This window comes from Clostridium sp. AF35-15, from assembly GCF_003477745.1.
GTDB lineage: Bacteria > Bacillota > Clostridia > Lachnospirales > Lachnospiraceae > Otoolea > Otoolea fessa.
In genome coordinates this window covers 1-15,498 of the sequence record NZ_QUDY01000011.1, presented here as the reverse complement: position 1 = coordinate 15,498, position 15,498 = coordinate 1, and the positions used below count along the sequence as shown (strand labels likewise).

The window sequence follows — 15,498 nt, the reverse complement described above, 5'->3', positions numbered from 1 at the left end:
GCAAGCAGGCATGAAACTGAAATTTTTACATAAACGCAAAGAAGAAAAACAGACGGAAAAAGAAGCCTTCTCCCTGCCGAAATTCATCATTGAGCGGAGCAGGGCGATCGAGATTGTCTTTCTGGTTCTGGTGTTGATATCAGCGCTCATGGCGCCGTTTGTCGAGATCAACTATGATCTGACGGAATACCTGCCGTCGACCGTCCAGTCCAAACAGGGACTGGACCTGATGGAAGAGAAATTCGGCTACCCCGGCACGGGGCGCATCATGATTGATGATGTTTCGCTTTATGAGGCGAAAGCCTACAAGGATAAAATAGAGGCGTTGGACGGAGTCGATCAGGTTATGTGGCTCGATACATCGACCAGCGTATACGCGGCGGACGCATTTATCAACTTTAATAGTGTTGATGAGTATTACAAGGATAATACGGCGGTTATGGATATTGTTTTTGTAAACGGCGACACGGATAAGAGGACGTCCCAGACGATCGATGAGATCAAGGACATTCTCGGAGACAAGGGACATTACGTCGGCATGGCGGTTCAGAATAAATCGCTGCAGGAAAATGTTTCGAGCGAGATGAAGCTGATTATGACGCTGGCGGTCGTGGTTATTTTCCTGATTCTGACCGTGACGACGAACTCCTGGTTTGAACCAGTGCTGTATCTGACGGTCATGGGCGTGGCGATCGTCCTGAACAAAGGAACGAACCTGTTTATCGGGCGGATATCCTTTTTGACGAACAGTGTGTCGGCGGTCCTGCAGCTCGCCTGCTCGATGGATTATTCGATTTTCTTAAGCCACGCGTTTGCGAGGGAAAAGGCAAAGGGACTGGATCAGATGACCGCGTTAAGCAACGCGATCAATGAGGCATTAAACTCCATTTTCGCCAGCAGCCTGACGACGATAGTCGGATTTATCGTTCTGTGTTTTATGAAGTTTAATATCGGATTTGATATGGGACTCGTGCTGGCAAAAGGTATTGTCCTGAGTCTTCTGACAGTGGTGTTTTTTATGCCGGCGATGATTCTGCGTATGACGCCGATGATTGAGAAAACATCCCATCGTTCGTTCCTGCCGTCGTTTGATAAGCTCAGCCACGGTATCTACAACAGCCGCCGCATCGTGCTGATTCTGATTGCGGTGCTGGTGATCCCGGCATACACGGCGCAGAGCATGAACGATTTCCTCTACGGAAATGACGCGGTCGGCGCCAGCGAGGGAACGACGGTATATGAGGATGATGAGCTGATCACAGCGAAATTCGGACGAAGCAATATGATGATGGCAATCGTGCCGGATACTTCTTTTATCAAGGAAAAACAGTTCACGGATGAGCTGGAAGACCTGCCGTACATGAAGAGTGTAACGTCCTTGTCCGGGCAGCTCCCGGAGGGCGTACCGGAAGATTTCCTTCCGTACAGCATCACAAGCCAGTTACATAAAAAAGATTATGCGAGAATCCTTATTTACGTTAAGAGTAAGGGCGAGAGCAAGCTGGCGTACCAGTGCTCGGATGAGATCCAGGCGATCATGAAGAAATATTATCCGGAAAATTCGTATCTGGTCGGAACAACACCGTCCACACAGGACATTCAGACGACGATCACGAAGGATTACAGCCGTGTTAATGTGATGTCGCTGATCGGCGTATTTGTGGTTGTCATGTGGAGTTTTAAATCACTGATTATTCCGCTCCTTATCATGATTCCGATTGAGGTCGCGATTTTCGTCAATATGGCGGTACCGTACATCGTCGGAGACACGATGATTTTCATTGGTTACATTATCGTAAGCTGTATCCAGCTGGGCGCGACCGTCGATTATGCGATTCTGACGACGAACAATTATCTGGAATGCCGCAAGACGATGGATAAGAAGGAAGCGGCGATCGGGGCGCTGAATCTTGGTATTCCGGCGATTCTGACATCCGGTTCGATCCTGACCTGTGCCGGATATATTGTATACAAGGTATCGAGTGTCGCGGCGATTGGCGATCTGGGACATTTGATTGGACGGGGGGCTCTGATTAGTATGCTTTTTGTCTGCTCCCTGATGCCGGCATTTCTGGTATTGTTTGATCATATCCTGATGCAGAACGAATTTGAGAGGATTCATCTGTTTTTCAAAAAACGGCGCGAACGCCGCCATGCCCGTATGAAACGGGCGGCAAGACGCATGGCTGGTGCCGTGTGGAAAGGGAAAAAGCCTCTGGTGGATTCAGTTACGTCGAAAAGAAAACAATTCGAAGCTGAAACGAAAGCGCTGGAAGATACAGAAATGACAGAGACGGGCGGTTCTCAAGAGAAAACAGATTCCGATGCGGAGGCGCGGGAGAAACACAGAAGAAAGCTCCGGCTACTCGGAAAAGTGAGAGAACGAAGAAAAGACCGGAAACGGAAGATGACAGAAAAAAGGGAGGCTGGAAGCCATGAAGAAGATCATTAGAAGAGGAGCGGCGGCGACGCTGGCAGCGGTTACGCTGGTAACGAGTGCGGCAGTTCCTGTCCGGGCGGCTGCACCAAGAGTTCAGGTAGATGAAACGATGTATGTCAATCTGGACTATTATGGAACGGCAACGCAGATCAATGTGGTCAAAGGCTGTACCACGAATGGACTGACCGAATATACCGATTATGGTACCTATGACAAGGTGGTCAACATGACGGACGACACGGCGCCGGAAATTGGCGATGGAACCGTCACATGGAAACTGCCGGAGAAGAATTCGCGTTTTTATTATCAGTGTACGATGCCGAAAAATAGCGTCGATCTGCCGTGGACGTTTGACGTTTCCTATAAACTTAATGGAGTGGAAGCGGATGCATCCAAACTGGCGGGGGCGTCTGGTCTGGTTGAGGTCAATGTAAAGGCGACCCCGAATGAGAAGGCGAAGGCGTATTATAAAAATAATATGGTGTTGACCGTGCTTGTGCCGGTGGATATGGAGAAATGCTATAGTGTCGATGCGCCGGGTGCGCAGGTGCAGTCGGTTGGAAGCTATCAGGCGGCAATGTTTGCGGCGCTTCCGGGCGAGGACGGCGATTTTACAGTCCGGGTCGGCACGGATAATTATGAGAATATCGGAGTCATTATGATGATGGTTCCGGGGACCCTGGATGAGCTGAACCGCATCAAGGATCTGAAAGAGGCGAAAGATACCTGGCGCGAGGATGGAAACAAGATGTATGACAGCATGAATGCGCTGTTAAAGACGATGGAATCCATGAAGTCGGATGTTTCCGGCGTGAAGGGCGGTCTGGCAAATCTCGATCAGGCGCGTGGAACCGTCAGTGCTAACCGGAAACAGATCGAGGCTCTCTCGACACAGGCGCTTGCCGATCTGCAGGCGGTCACGGATCAGACGGCGGTCATGATTCCGTATTTACAGACGGCGCGCGATGCGGTGACGGATATTAACAGCAACACACAGGCGCTTTCCAATACGATGGAAGATATGCAGGATGAACTGGATCGCCTGTATGACCGCCTGGGAAGTCTGAGCAAATCGCTCCGGTCGGCTTCGGATGAATTAAATAAGGGTCTTGTCAGCCAGCAGACGCAGGATGCGATCGAGAAAGATATTGTCCAGCGGACGGCGGAAGTCCAGAAAATTTTGGAAGAACTCGATAAACTTCTGGGACAGGGAAATACCTCCCTGGCGGTGACAGAACAGGGGATTGGAAGCCTGAATCAGAGTTTAGCCACGTTAGACGGCATGAAGCTGAAACGGATCCGCAAGATGAAGAGTGCGGAGAAGGAAGAGACATCTGTATCGTCGGAGGCGGCATCTGGAAACGGAAATGGTCAGACAGCGGGGGCGGCTGGCAGCGCAGATATCACGGATTCTGCAGGTGCCGCCGATCATGCAAAAATTACGGGTTCTGCAAATACCACGGATGACGCGGAAATGGCAGCAGGCACTTCGGCCTCTGGCTTAGCAGGAACAGAAAGTAAAGATTCGGCTGAACAGGAAGCAGCGGGTGCAGGCTCAGCGTCTGGTGCAGCTGGTAACCAGGCGGAAAAAGCGGCTGAATCAGCGACAAAGACGGAAGAGAAGAATCCTGCTTCGACGGCAGACAAGGCAGAGACGGATTCTGCTAAGAATTCGGGTTCCGCTTCGGAAGACAACTCCTCGGGTCAGGATGCAGCGGTGAATGCATTTGGAACCGAGGTTTCTGCGGGAGCCCTGACAGCCGGACCGTCCGGCGAGCCGGGAAGCGGCGGTGTCAATGATGCGAGCTGGGAAGATGAGATTGGCAATGCAGAAGATGATGTAGAGGAGGCGCTGGAGTCTCTGTCAGCGACTACTTATTCTGCGGATGCTGCAAGTCTGGTGGAAGAGACGAAGGGCATTTTCCAGAAAGTGGAGCAGGCGCAGAAAACTGCGAAAACGATTGTGAATAAAGTGAATGGTGCGTTCAAGACGGCGGGAGATATTACTGGCAAGACGGGTTCGACTTTATCGGCGCTCAGAAGTTCGACCGATGAACTGATTAATTTGCTGGATGATATGCGGGTCCTGATTGACACAACGGATAAATATGTGCCGACGATGCTGGATTCCCTGTCTGATTCTGAAGAACTGATGAACCGGCTGACCAGGGCACTTTATACCACACATGATATGCTCAGTCTTTTGAATGACACGCTGATTTCGGCAGGTGATTCGCTGGATGCCGGAACCAAGGCAACGCTGCAGGGCATGGAGAAGATTCTTGATAAGAACCTGACCATGATCGATCAGCTTGCGGCGGTTCGGGAAGCGGGGGAAGACATGAAGAGTACGCTCGATGAGCAGATCGATAAGTTTGAGGATGAGAACAACTTCCTGAACATAGATCCGGAGGCGGAGAAAATTTCCTTTACCTCCTCGAAAAATCCGTCCCCGAACAGCGTGCAGATCGTCCTGCGGACCGATGAGATCAGCGATGATGATGAATCAACCGATATCTCCGATCAGGAGGCAGACGGCAGCAGTGAAGAAGGTCCGTTAAAACGAATGTGGAATGTGCTGGTGGCGATCGTGAAGGCGATTATTGAGATATTCCAGAATCGGTAAAAGATGCAGAATAAAAATAGATAAGAAAAAGAACTGCCGCATCAGCAAATGATTTGCTGGGCGGCAGTTCTTTTTAGTGGACCAGACGGGAGTTGAACCCGCCAAAAACCCTTGATTTTAAAGGATCTTTAGGCATTGTGTGATATTTCGTGTGATACTTGCTCAAAATGCTTATTGATAAGGTCATTTTGTTTTACGGATTCATTTGCGATAGCATTCCGGTAAACGGTTTTCATTACGCCGTCGGTGCTCCATCCGCCGCGCTGCAGAATATACTGATCCGGAACACCGATGGCGTGCATGATACTTGCCGAGTAGTGCCGCAGATCATGAAAACGGAAATCCGGAAGCCCAGCCTTTGCCAACGCTCGTTTGAAACGATGCGAGATGGTATCCGGGGTGGATGAAAACAGATGCCCTTTGATGCCGGATAGTTTTGCAATTACCGGCTCCGGAAGGGGGATGGTGCGATAGGAGGCATAGGTCTTAGGGACCTTTGTGTACCACACATTATCCTTACCCCGGACATAACTCTTTGTGATGGAGACCATGTTGCCCGTAATGTCTTTGTCGGTAAGAGCACAGAGTTCGCTACGGCGCAACGGTCCGAAAGCTCCCAACAGCACGGCACGTTCTAACTCTGGATCGTCTTGGATGCTGTCCAGCAATTTTTTAATGTCAGTATCAGAAGGACAATACAGTTTTGCTTTCTTTTTGGCTGGCAGCTGAACCTTGAAATGCCGATCCGGAGCAAACATTTCCAGTGTTGGCCTCAACAGTCCGATGATGTTACGGACTGATTTTGGAGATAGGTCTCGGCTCATGTCAGAGATCCAGATCTGCAGCTGCTGGCTGGTTAAGTCATTGATTTTGGTTTTCCCGAACGGTCCGGAAAAACGGGTTTTATAAATGGATTCGTATCCACGTATGGTAGCAGGAGAGAGAACGCCGTCTTTCGAATCGATGTATCGGCGGACTACGCTCTGGATCGTCGGATTTTTGGCGGCGTCCTGCTCGTTTTTTCGGTGCAGTTCCCATTCGCTCCGTAGTGCCTTGGCTTCTGCCAGCGTCGGCGCTGTAAAGCTGCGGTAGTGTTTTTTACCGCTATCATCTGTGTAATCATACGCCTGGATCCGGACAGATCCGGACGGCAGACGGTGTTTTGCTGATTTTTTTGCCATGATATCATCCTCCTTGGTGGGTATAAGAAATACACCTCTTGCAGGGTGCCCGGAAGAATGATATAATTCAAGTGCTCAAGTTGATTATATCTTTCGGGGCAACCTGTAAGAGAAAATCTATGTGAAGCCGTTCGGTACGCCAATACCGGGCGGTTTTGCTATTTATATAACGTAAAAGACCCCGTATTACTACGGGGTCCTCACATAATAGCATATGTCTTCATTGATGCCCTAAAGGCGATGTTTATGACAGGATAATCAACCTATCACGTATTGCTATTATACTAAATAGTATGCCCGTAGTCAAGAAACGGTTTATCTTATATTTTCTCGATCACCGCCAGATACGGCTCAAACATAATCAGATACCCATCCAGCTCCGTATAACATCCATACTTTTCGCGGTAACACTCCAGAGCCTCTTTCAGAAAATCCTCTGACACTTCCAGGCACTCTGCCAGTTCGTGTAGGTTGCGGCAATAAATTTTAAAGAAGTTCAGATTTCTTTTTATCAAACTCTTCTTGAGTGATAACTCCATCATCGAGTAGTTTTTTATACTCTTTCAATATTTGTATTGTGTCTGATTCAGAAATCGGTTGTGCAACAGGCTCGTCAGTTTCCTCGTCAGAATTTAAGAAAGATGATCCGCCTATAATATCAGAGAGGAAAGTCTGGAGTTCAGCATCTAATTTAGAATTGCATTTGAAGCCAATCGTGAATACCTCCGAAGAGCCAGCAATACGAAGCTGCATAGTAGCAGAACTGGATGCCTCTACTCCGTGTGTGATTGTATTTGAAAATCCCTTTGAAGCCCCTTTCCCTTTTTGAACGCTTTTACTTCCAGTTCCAAGTAAAGCACCCGCGGCAGTTCCAGCTCCTGGAAGCAGAAGGGTTCCAATAGCTGCACCAGCTAATCGACCGGTTGTTTTTGTTTTCTTTTTTGTTTTACTGTTTGTTTTTGTATCAGTAGTAGTGGTGCTTACAGAATCATAGGCAGGACCAGACCAATTATAGGAAAGAACTTCGTATTTTAACGGAGATTTGTTGACGGTAATACAGTCATCAAAAGTTCTTTTGAGTGTAGCCTCTGGAGAGAATAACAGTCCGAGGTGTTTTTTGCCCGAAGTTACAGTAATCGTTATCTTTGGTGTAAGGTCGAATAATCTCATAATAAGTCTCCTTTTCGTTCTAAACTGGCGGATGAGTTACATAGCCTGTTCAATTTCATCCGCGTCATACTTTTCAAAATCGTTTTTTATAATGTGCATCAGCGCGTGCTGATAAGCCAGCATCTGACGTTCCTGGTTCAGTCTTGCATTAATGAAGATGGAGTAGCTGCCATCCTCGTTGAAAACAACCTGTTCTTCAACTTTGGGTGTCATATCAATGATATAAACGCCGAGATCTTCGGTTAATAGTGGATTGCTCAAAACAATTCTCCTTTGACAAATAAAATGGATTGACGTATAATATACTTAACAAGACAGCCAGTAAGGGAGGTCAAGGCTCCCCGCTCTGGCGAAACATTGTACTAAAAAGTAGTCGTCAGCTTACCAGGGCAGGACGGCTATTTTTTATGGGTATACGTAAGGATTGCCACAATTAACAACGCTACAGATACAATCAGCTGTAATTCCTCATATGTACTCATAAGGCATCCCTCCCTTCAAGACTCAGGGCGGGTAAGCCGCAGCCGCTCTACTGGCTGCCTTGGTAAGTATATTATTGTCAATGCTCTATGCTTAACAGGTTCCTTCCGGATCTCGTTTTTCTCTGTCTTTTAACTTTTTCATAAAATCTATATGAGCCCGAAGCTCTTCTGGCGGAATATCCTTAGCTACGTGGAAGAGGGAACGCAGTTCAGGGTTTTCGAATACTTCTTGTGCGATCGCGCGAGTCTCATCATTGAGATAATAAGGCTGTTCTGGAGTATCCGTGGTATTTTTATCTTCTATTAAATCGGAGCGATTGCAGTGAAATAAATCACACATAGCATCCACTTTATCCATTCGTGGATTTTTTAGTCCATTGCACCAATTATATACAGAGGTTGTTCCGACATTTAATCGTTTTGCCAGTTCAGCTTGGGTCATATCAAATTTTGATAAATAATAGCGTAAACGCTTTGAAAATACAGTGTTAAAATCGTGTTCTGGCATTCTGGTCACGCCTCCTTCCTTCTTAATAATGATAATACACCAAAAGTGATAATATTGCAATATTAAAAGTGAAATAATTTCACTAAAAGTGTTGACATCCACTTAAAGTGATGATATACTGCTTTTAGAACAGAGAAAGGAGTGAAAAAATTGCCAGAGGTAATTCAGATCAGTTTAGCCGCGGCTAGGGTTAATGCAAAAATGACGCAGGAAGAAGCCGCAAAAAGGATGAAAATTGGCAAAAGAACGATAATCAACTGGGAAAAAGGGGCATCTATACCATCATTTTCGGATATGAGTATGCTTTCTCAGATTTATGGAATACCAGTCGATAATATTTTTTTGCCTGAAAAATCCACTTAAAGTGATGGCTGGGCGTAATATTAAATGAAATCTAACAGATGGAGGGAGGTGAGAGGGATGGAGAAAGAACAGGACACCAGTAAAAAGAAGAATCCACATCCGTGGAGAACGTGGATCCTTTTATTAACAATTATTCAGATTCTGACAGTGTTTCAGATGTGGCAGATGAACCAGAAGATTTGGAAGGCTTTGGTTCAGCAGAGCCGGGATGTGATTCAGCTTGGGGATTGTTTGAGCGATCATCTGAGGAATGAGAATCGTCACGCCGAAGCAATGAATCAGCTGCTTGAAAGGGAGAAGCATCTGCTGGAGAGGTATTTGAATCAGAATAGATAGCCTCTAAAAGCTCGATGATTTTTAAACTAGCTTCGTATTGTTTGCGCTGGTTTTCGATTATTTCATCATTTTGCTGAATGAGTTTAGTGGTGTCTTCTATTTTCTCTTGGTGGTGTTGCTCTTGCCAAGCGGAGGGCGATTGGCTTTGGAAATATGAGGCGAACCAAAGCATTAGAGGTATTAGAATGCTACCGATTAAAAATTGTGCTCGTTCAGTTGGTAATTTGATTACAGATTTGGGCTGAACCGGTGAAATTGGTTTTTCATCATAATCAAAATCATCAGGTATAAGTTCAGCGGGAAATTCAATGTAGTTTGGCAGTATTCGTATTGAATTGACTGCTGCGTTAATAGCTTCCAAGCCCAACGATGATGGAGAAAAATCGGCTTGAAGCGCAGAAAAAGAAGTTATTTTTCGAGCAATATCAACAGCGGAAGCAGGGAGTACTTTTGTAAGTTCTATGTCTGTCGCGTTGTACCATGAATTGAGTAGGGCGCATGATGAACTGACAGAAGCAGGCAATGCGTTGGTAAATGAACGACTGAGTTCGTGACTGAATTTGGTATTTTCCAAAGTTGTAAGGTTAAGAGCAGCGAGAATAAGCTCCTGCTGCTGATCGTAAAGGCCAGCAGCTAGTGTCTGGGAAATGGACTTTAAAAGATCTATTTGTTTAGTAATTTGAGAAAGAGAGTCATAAAAATCGTTGTTTTGTTTCATGTAAAATTCCTTTCTTTTGTACTCGGCGCGGCAACGCCTGTAAGTACAGTATAGGACAAAAGGATGGGGATGGCAATTAAAAGGAAGGTGGAGAAAGTGAGAACGGCAGAACGGAACAGCGCCAAAACCTGCGAACTGGTTGCAGAGTTAAAGACTAGATAGAAATTTTGGTTGAAGGTTCTGCCATTATTTTACATTAAAAACTGCTACCCAAATTTGGGTAGCGATAATCACGGAGGTTAGGATATGGCTGATTACCAAATTTCTATAGATATGGCGAGAACAATGAGTATAGCTGTGATAAACATAGCCGCAGTAACGTTGGCGGTCAGAGAACATTATTTGGCTGCATGGATGATGTGGGGAGTAGCGGCGTGGCTCTGCGTGTAACCATACATTTTGTCTTTAAGATAAATTGAGACGAGACAGAGAAAGGGAGGTGTATTTGAATGAGTAAATCAATTGTAAAACGACCGGAATATTGGTTCTGGATCAAGGATTGGGTATCTGCTATTAAGAACCGTACCGGATGGACGGATGAGGAACTGGCGAAGCGAATCGGCACAGGAAGTCGGAACCTGCAGTACATTGTCGGCAGACCGCCGTCGGGGCGTGTTCTGCTGGTGTTCCGCCTGATGGCATTATACATAGAGAAAACTGGGCGGAATCCGATGGATAAGGATTCGGTGGCATGAGAGGGTCATGTAGTACCTGCCGGAAGCGGTGGCGGTGTTGGGAATCAGACAGGGAATATGCCTGCCGAGAATATGAGAAAAAAGCGAGGAAGAGCGATGAGAGAGGAAAGAAACATCGAGTGTATGAACCTGCGGAGTCAGCGCAACCAGATGATCCAGACGCTGGAAGCGGAGCTGCGGCAGAAAGATAAGCATCTGCATCTGATGGCAGAGGTAGCGGTAGTGATGTCGGCGGTTGCGGGGATCGCGACCGGGGCGCTCTTGGTACTGCATTAGGAGGTGGAGAAGATGGCAAAAGAAATTAGAAGAATCGTTGAGGGAATGCCTAGTGAAATCCTCGAACCAAAGGATGATTACAGGGATGATGCATTACGTGTCAAAGCGTGTGTGCATTATCTCATCGGATATCTCGAAGTAGAAGAGGAAGCCTATAAGGGTGAAGACATTGCAAAGTTGCTCGGAGTTATCTGCAAAGGGAAGGAGTGGTTAGAAGCTCATGAGTAGAAGAACCAACGGAACGAACAGAGCCGGTGCACTGCTGAATGCCAGCCGGTACACCGGTTATGGGAAACCAAAGAAAAAGACCGCCAGCTTGGCAGAGCTGAACGGTCAAATCAATAAAAATATTAACAGCTTGATTATATCAAGAGATTCGGGAGGATGCAATGGTAAAAGCAACAATTAAAGGTAAAAGGGCGTCGATGGAGCTGGAGGGGGATATGATCCTTGGTACCACGATCCAGTATGATGCAATCGGTAATTCAGAGGCGTTTATCATCGGTGATGTTAAACGTTCAATTCTTCCGGGAGCCCTGGCAGGAATGGCAGTGGCGTTTCTGAAAGCGTATTTTTCGGGAGAAGAGCTGGAGAAAGCGTATGCAGATTTCCATACGGCATTTCACACAGCTGCGGAAGCAGCATGGGAGGAGGATTCTGATGAAGAAGAGACTGGCAAAGAAAATTGAGAAGATGCGCCGGAAGAAGATTCATGAGGCGCTGGAGATGGTGTTGGAGATCAATACCACACAGGTAAGAAGTCAGGAGCTTACTGGACACAAACCTACGGCATTCTTTTCGTTTTCGGGTCACGTAGCAGACGTAGATGTTAGCATGTATCAAAATGGATGGAGCTTTACACGCGGCGCGGAAGGACGTTGGAATGCTCAAGCCTTCCTCGACCACGCTGGAGATATGGAGCGACTGCTGAAAGAGCTTGCGAACAAGAAAAAGGAGTTACAGGATGCTGGAAAGATGTGACTGCTGTGGTGTTTACAGGGGAATGACCGGCACACCAGAAGCCGGGAAAGTAGTAAGAGTTGAAAATGCATACGCATATGCTAAAGAGCATTTGGATGAGATGCCGGAGGAGGACAAGAAAGAATTTGTTAGGTTCTTCTTTTCCGGCGACTGGACAAAGGTGGAAGGAGAGGATTGAATGGAATTGGTAACAAATATTTATGGAAACAGCATGCCAGCGGCGCAGAATCATGCCACAACTGAAATGGTGATCAGCCGTCAGGCGCAGGAAGTCCAGGCTGCAATGGTGATTGCGAAGAAGTTTCCACGCGATGAAGTACAGAGCTTTAACCGTATCATGAAGGCGTGCCAGAGAAAAACACTGGCAGAGCAGGCAATGTATGAGTATCCCCGCGGCGGCACAAAGGTAACAGGGCCATCTATTCGCCTGGCTGAAGCTATGGCGCAGAACTGGGGTAACTTGGATTACGGTATTGTTGAGCTGGAACAGAAGAATGGAGAAAGCCAGGTTATGGCATATGCCTGGGATCTGGAAACAAATACCAGGCAGACGAAAATCTTCTCTGTTCCGCATATCCGTAGCACGAAGAAGGGAAATATCGCGCTGACAGATCCTAGAGATATTTATGAACTTGTAGCAAACCAGGGAGCCAGAAGAGTCCGCGCATGCATTCTTGGTGTAATTCCGGGTGATGTAATTGATTCGGCGATTGCTCAGTGCAATAAGACGTTACTGAGCGGTAATGGAGATGTGCCACTGGTGGATCTGGTGCGACAGGTCACGGCTACATTCCAGGATGAGTATGGTGTGACGATTCAGATGCTTGAAAAATTCATCGGTTGCAAGAGCGGGAGCTTTAGCATGAATGATCTGATCAGGCTGAAACGTGTATACAAGTCTCTGAAAGATGGAATGGCAAAGCGCGAGGATTACTTTGAGATGATCCCGGAAGCAAATCCGGATGATGTGGACAACCCATTTGAAGGAAAGAAGCAGCGCACTACGGGGAAAGCGGCGGTAGCTGATGAACAGAAAAAGCCAGCCAATAAAGTAACAAAAAAAGAACCGGTTCAGGCACCGGGTGAAATGGATCCTTCCTTTATTCCACCGGATGATGGAGAGGCAGGGAAACCGTTCCATTAAGTCAGAGAGGGGAAAACGCAATGGTATTAACAGAACAAAACTATTACGGGCAGGAAGCCAGCCAGCAGTTTTTCTCGGTCTCTCAGTATAAGGATTTCATGAAGTGCGAAGCAATGGCAATGGCTAAGATTTGCGGGGAATACCAGCAGCCGGCAACAAAGGCGCTGCTGGTGGGATCCTTTGTGGATTCCTATTTTGAGGGGACCTTAAAACAGTTCATGGAGAAAACCCCAGAATTGTTCACCCGCAAGAATGAGTTAAAAAGCGAGTTCCGCAAGGCCAATGAAATTATCGGGAGAGTAAAGGCTGACCCGCTTTTCATGCAGTTCATGAGTGGAGAAAAGCAGAAGATTATGACATTTACCATGTTCGGTGCCCCCTGGAAGATGAAAATGGACAGCTACCTTCCGGGAATCTGCATTACGGATTTGAAGATTGTAGCCAATTTTAAAAACCTGCCCCTGTGGCGCTATGATCTGCAGGGCGCAGTGTATCAGGCTGGCGTGGAAGCTGTCACGGGCGAAAAGCTTCCATTTTATCTGGCTGTGGCAACAAAGGAGCGGGTGCCCGATCTGGATATTTTCCAGATTTCGCAGAATACTCTAAATCTTGCCGTGGACGAAATTGGTTTTAACATCGAACATTTTGCGGAAGTAAAAGCCGGAGTGGTGCCGCCGAAGTATTGTGGGAAATGTGATTATTGCAAATCCATAAAAGGCGCTAGGATACGGAACTATAATGAGCTGCTTGATATGTAAGGAGATACAAGATGAAACTGGTGAAAATTTTAAGTGACAGCGTTCAGATCCGAACAAATACATCGGAATTCCAGAACATCCGAATTAACGATCTTTTGGAGGTATCTGACGGATGTGCCCGTCTGGTTGCAATGGTAACCGGTCTGACGGATACAGATTCGGAGGAGCGCCTGGGAGAAGATGATTTTCTTGGCGAGATCACAGGAATCAAAACAATTGACTGTACGATTATCGGAAGTTTAAAAGATGGTCGTTTCGTAAAAGCCTTGGATGATTACCCAACAACAGATGCACAGATTTCAAAGATCGCTTTGCAGGAATTTGCTCATATGATTGCGCCGCATGAAGAGGAATGCTTTCAGATTGGTCGCTACGCTGTATACGATGTACCAGCCTGGGTGGACGGAAACAAGTTCTTCCAGCGGCATGCTTGCATTGTTGGTAATACTGGATGCGGTAAATCGGAAACTGTGGCAAAGATCCTGGAAGAAACTGCGAAACTTCCTGGGGCAAACGTGATTGTTTTTGATGTGCATGGAGAGTACAGTGCTCTCTCCTACGCCAGAAACATCAAGATCGGTGAAGATTTCCATTTCCCAATTTGGATGTTTGGTTTCCAGGATATTATAGCCAACATCCTAAAAATCCGCGAGGAGTCAGCTACGGCAGTCGTGACGGCACTGAGAAAATGTTATTACGCTGTGTGTCCGGATGGAAAAGAGAATAAACCGGTGTACTTTAGCTACCAGAAACTGATCAGTGAGATGGAGGCATTGGATCAGCAGGTTGTACGTACGGGAGAGTATTACAAAACAGGAGATAAAGCTGGAACCGCCAAAACCACAAAAGGTGAATACAACGGCAAGCTGACCGGGACGATTAATTTATTGAAAGATCGCCTCCTGGATGGTCGGTACAGTTTTTTGTTCCACGATGAGCAACAGTGTTATTTGCATGAACTCTTGAAACAGCTTTTAGGCGATGATAAAGCGGTAAAAAATATTGACTTGTCAGGTATTCCACACGATGTCGCACTTCCGATCATCGGTGCGATCACCCGCATGATTTTTGATTTGCAGAGGCTGCAGGATAAAGACCAGATCCGGTCGGTTGTTCTGGTGTGCGATGAGGCACACGCATATATTCCGAATAACCTGCAGCTTTCGGCAAGCCAGCGACGCATGGTGGAAGTTTTCGAGGATATCGCGAAAGAAGGGCGTAAGTTTGGAATTACTTTATTTCCAGCCACACAGAGACCATCTGAGCTGAACCGGACAATCGTTGCACAGTGCGCAAACTTCATCGTCGGCAAACTTAACAACGAGAACGACAAGACCTTGATCAAAGGGATGCTTCCGGATGGAGACGATGCTTTGATTGACGCTGTGACCATGTTTAGCCCTGGTGAGGTTCTGGTAATTGGCGATGCAGTGCCAATTCCCTTAAAAATCAAAGTGGATCTGGCATCAGAGCGACCGATTTCACGGACTATTAATTTCTGGGATGTTTGGAGAGCAGGGAAATCATTAGATATCACAGAATTAGTAGATAAATATTTATGATGTAAACGCCGCAAAGCTTTACATAGTAACCCGTAGACAGCATCCTGGCACGCCTTACCGTGTTATATATTACCAACCTTTACAGGATGCCATTGGTTTACCGGGAGGGAGACCGACCCTCCCGCTCCGGAAGGGGGAAGCAAGTTGGCGAAGAAGAAAGTGACGCCGCAGATGGAGCTGTTTACCAGTGCATTATACAATGCATTGGGAGTAGGACATAAAAATGCGCAGACGCGCAAGGAGCTGTGTAAGCGCCTT

The 15,498-nt window shown here is 46.8% G+C and carries 20 protein-coding genes; 14 read left to right on the top strand and 6 right to left on the bottom strand.

Annotated features, from left to right (window positions below; all coding sequences use genetic code 11):
• The first annotated feature begins 10 nt into the window (after window positions 1–10).
• Both DWZ76_RS12015 and DWZ76_RS12010 read left to right on the top strand, forming a co-directional pair.
• The gene (locus DWZ76_RS12015) at window positions 11–2,452 is read left to right on the top strand and encodes an MMPL family transporter (RefSeq protein ID WP_118472822.1); all 2,442 of its coding nucleotides are present in this window, start codon (window positions 11–13) and stop codon (window positions 2,450–2,452) included.
• The gene (locus DWZ76_RS12010; RefSeq protein ID WP_118472821.1) at window positions 2,436–5,066 is read left to right on the top strand and encodes a hypothetical protein; all 2,631 of its coding nucleotides are present in this window, start codon (window positions 2,436–2,438) and stop codon (window positions 5,064–5,066) included. The genes DWZ76_RS12015 and DWZ76_RS12010 overlap by 17 nt, the downstream gene beginning before the upstream one ends.
• Before the next feature lie 128 nt (window positions 5,067–5,194).
• Here the strand turns inward: DWZ76_RS12010 and DWZ76_RS12005 are convergent, their stop codons facing one another.
• The 5 genes from DWZ76_RS12005 to DWZ76_RS11990 form a co-directional block, all read right to left on the bottom strand.
• On the bottom strand, window positions 5,195–6,247 hold the full coding sequence (locus DWZ76_RS12005; protein ID WP_118472820.1) for a site-specific integrase: 1,053 nt from the start codon (window positions 6,245–6,247) through the stop codon (window positions 5,195–5,197).
• 320 nt (window positions 6,248–6,567) lie between these two features.
• On the bottom strand, window positions 6,568–6,690 hold the full coding sequence (locus DWZ76_RS15425) for a hypothetical protein (protein WP_279220597.1): 123 nt from the start codon (window positions 6,688–6,690) through the stop codon (window positions 6,568–6,570).
• A gap of 43 nt (window positions 6,691–6,733) precedes the next feature.
• Window positions 6,734–7,417, bottom strand: a complete 684-nt coding sequence (locus DWZ76_RS15345; protein WP_243017830.1) for an SHOCT domain-containing protein — start codon at window positions 7,415–7,417, stop codon at window positions 6,734–6,736.
• Between the two features lie 36 nt (window positions 7,418–7,453).
• Entirely contained in the window at window positions 7,454–7,678 is a 225-nt protein-coding gene (locus DWZ76_RS11995; protein ID WP_118472819.1) for a hypothetical protein, read from the bottom strand.
• A 312-nt stretch (window positions 7,679–7,990) separates the two neighbouring features.
• Window positions 7,991–8,407 (bottom strand): helix-turn-helix transcriptional regulator, encoded by a 417-nt coding sequence (locus tag DWZ76_RS11990; RefSeq protein WP_118472818.1) that lies wholly within the window; start codon window positions 8,405–8,407, stop codon window positions 7,991–7,993.
• Window positions 8,408–8,548: 141 nt separating this feature from the next.
• Between DWZ76_RS11990 and DWZ76_RS11985 the strand changes: the two genes are divergently transcribed.
• Window positions 8,549–8,770, top strand: coding sequence for a helix-turn-helix transcriptional regulator (locus tag DWZ76_RS11985; RefSeq protein ID WP_118472817.1), 222 nt, complete (start codon window positions 8,549–8,551; stop codon window positions 8,768–8,770).
• Window positions 8,771–8,900: 130 nt separating this feature from the next.
• On the opposite strand, the gene DWZ76_RS14955 is transcribed toward DWZ76_RS11985, so the two are convergent.
• Complete coding sequence (locus DWZ76_RS14955; RefSeq protein ID WP_147353139.1) at window positions 8,901–9,824, bottom strand: hypothetical protein; 924 nt, start codon at window positions 9,822–9,824, stop codon at window positions 8,901–8,903.
• 246 nt (window positions 9,825–10,070) lie between these two features.
• On the opposite strand from DWZ76_RS14955, the gene DWZ76_RS15085 reads away from it, so the two are divergent.
• The 11 genes from DWZ76_RS15085 (at window position 10,071) to DWZ76_RS11930 (ending at window position 15,240) form a co-directional block, all read left to right on the top strand.
• Window positions 10,071–10,214 carry a hypothetical protein gene (locus DWZ76_RS15085; protein ID WP_182431323.1) on the top strand — a complete coding sequence of 48 codons (144 nt, stop codon included), beginning with the start codon at window positions 10,071–10,073 and terminating at the stop codon, window positions 10,212–10,214.
• A 59-nt stretch (window positions 10,215–10,273) separates the two neighbouring features.
• Window positions 10,274–10,519, top strand: coding sequence for a hypothetical protein (locus tag DWZ76_RS11975; protein WP_118472815.1), 246 nt, complete (start codon window positions 10,274–10,276; stop codon window positions 10,517–10,519).
• A 96-nt stretch (window positions 10,520–10,615) separates the two neighbouring features.
• A complete protein-coding gene (locus tag DWZ76_RS11970) occupies window positions 10,616–10,795 on the top strand; it encodes a hypothetical protein (RefSeq protein ID WP_118472814.1) in 180 nt (59 codons plus the stop codon).
• Window positions 10,796–10,807: 12 nt separating this feature from the next.
• Complete coding sequence (locus DWZ76_RS11965) at window positions 10,808–11,023, top strand: hypothetical protein (RefSeq protein ID WP_118472813.1); 216 nt, start codon at window positions 10,808–10,810, stop codon at window positions 11,021–11,023.
• Entirely contained in the window at window positions 11,016–11,204 is a 189-nt protein-coding gene (locus DWZ76_RS11960) for a hypothetical protein (protein ID WP_118472812.1), read from the top strand. Before DWZ76_RS11965 ends, DWZ76_RS11960 begins: the two co-directional genes overlap by 8 nt.
• Window positions 11,185–11,484: a hypothetical protein gene (locus DWZ76_RS11955; RefSeq protein WP_118472811.1), complete on the top strand. Its 300-nt coding sequence runs from the start codon at window positions 11,185–11,187 to the stop codon at window positions 11,482–11,484. Before DWZ76_RS11960 ends, DWZ76_RS11955 begins: the two co-directional genes overlap by 20 nt.
• Complete coding sequence (locus tag DWZ76_RS11950) at window positions 11,456–11,776, top strand: hypothetical protein (RefSeq protein ID WP_118472810.1); 321 nt, start codon at window positions 11,456–11,458, stop codon at window positions 11,774–11,776. Before DWZ76_RS11955 ends, DWZ76_RS11950 begins: the two co-directional genes overlap by 29 nt.
• Entirely contained in the window at window positions 11,760–11,954 is a 195-nt protein-coding gene (locus tag DWZ76_RS11945) for a hypothetical protein (protein WP_118472809.1), read from the top strand. The genes DWZ76_RS11950 and DWZ76_RS11945 overlap by 17 nt, the downstream gene beginning before the upstream one ends.
• On the top strand, window positions 11,955–12,920 hold the full coding sequence (locus DWZ76_RS11940; RefSeq protein WP_243017829.1) for a hypothetical protein: 966 nt from the start codon (window positions 11,955–11,957) through the stop codon (window positions 12,918–12,920).
• A gap of 20 nt (window positions 12,921–12,940) precedes the next feature.
• The gene (locus DWZ76_RS11935) at window positions 12,941–13,678 is read left to right on the top strand and encodes a PD-(D/E)XK nuclease-like domain-containing protein (RefSeq protein WP_118472808.1); all 738 of its coding nucleotides are present in this window, start codon (window positions 12,941–12,943) and stop codon (window positions 13,676–13,678) included.
• A gap of 11 nt (window positions 13,679–13,689) precedes the next feature.
• The gene (locus DWZ76_RS11930; protein ID WP_118472807.1) at window positions 13,690–15,240 is read left to right on the top strand and encodes an ATP-binding protein; all 1,551 of its coding nucleotides are present in this window, start codon (window positions 13,690–13,692) and stop codon (window positions 15,238–15,240) included.
• Window positions 15,241–15,498: the final 258 nt, after the last annotated feature.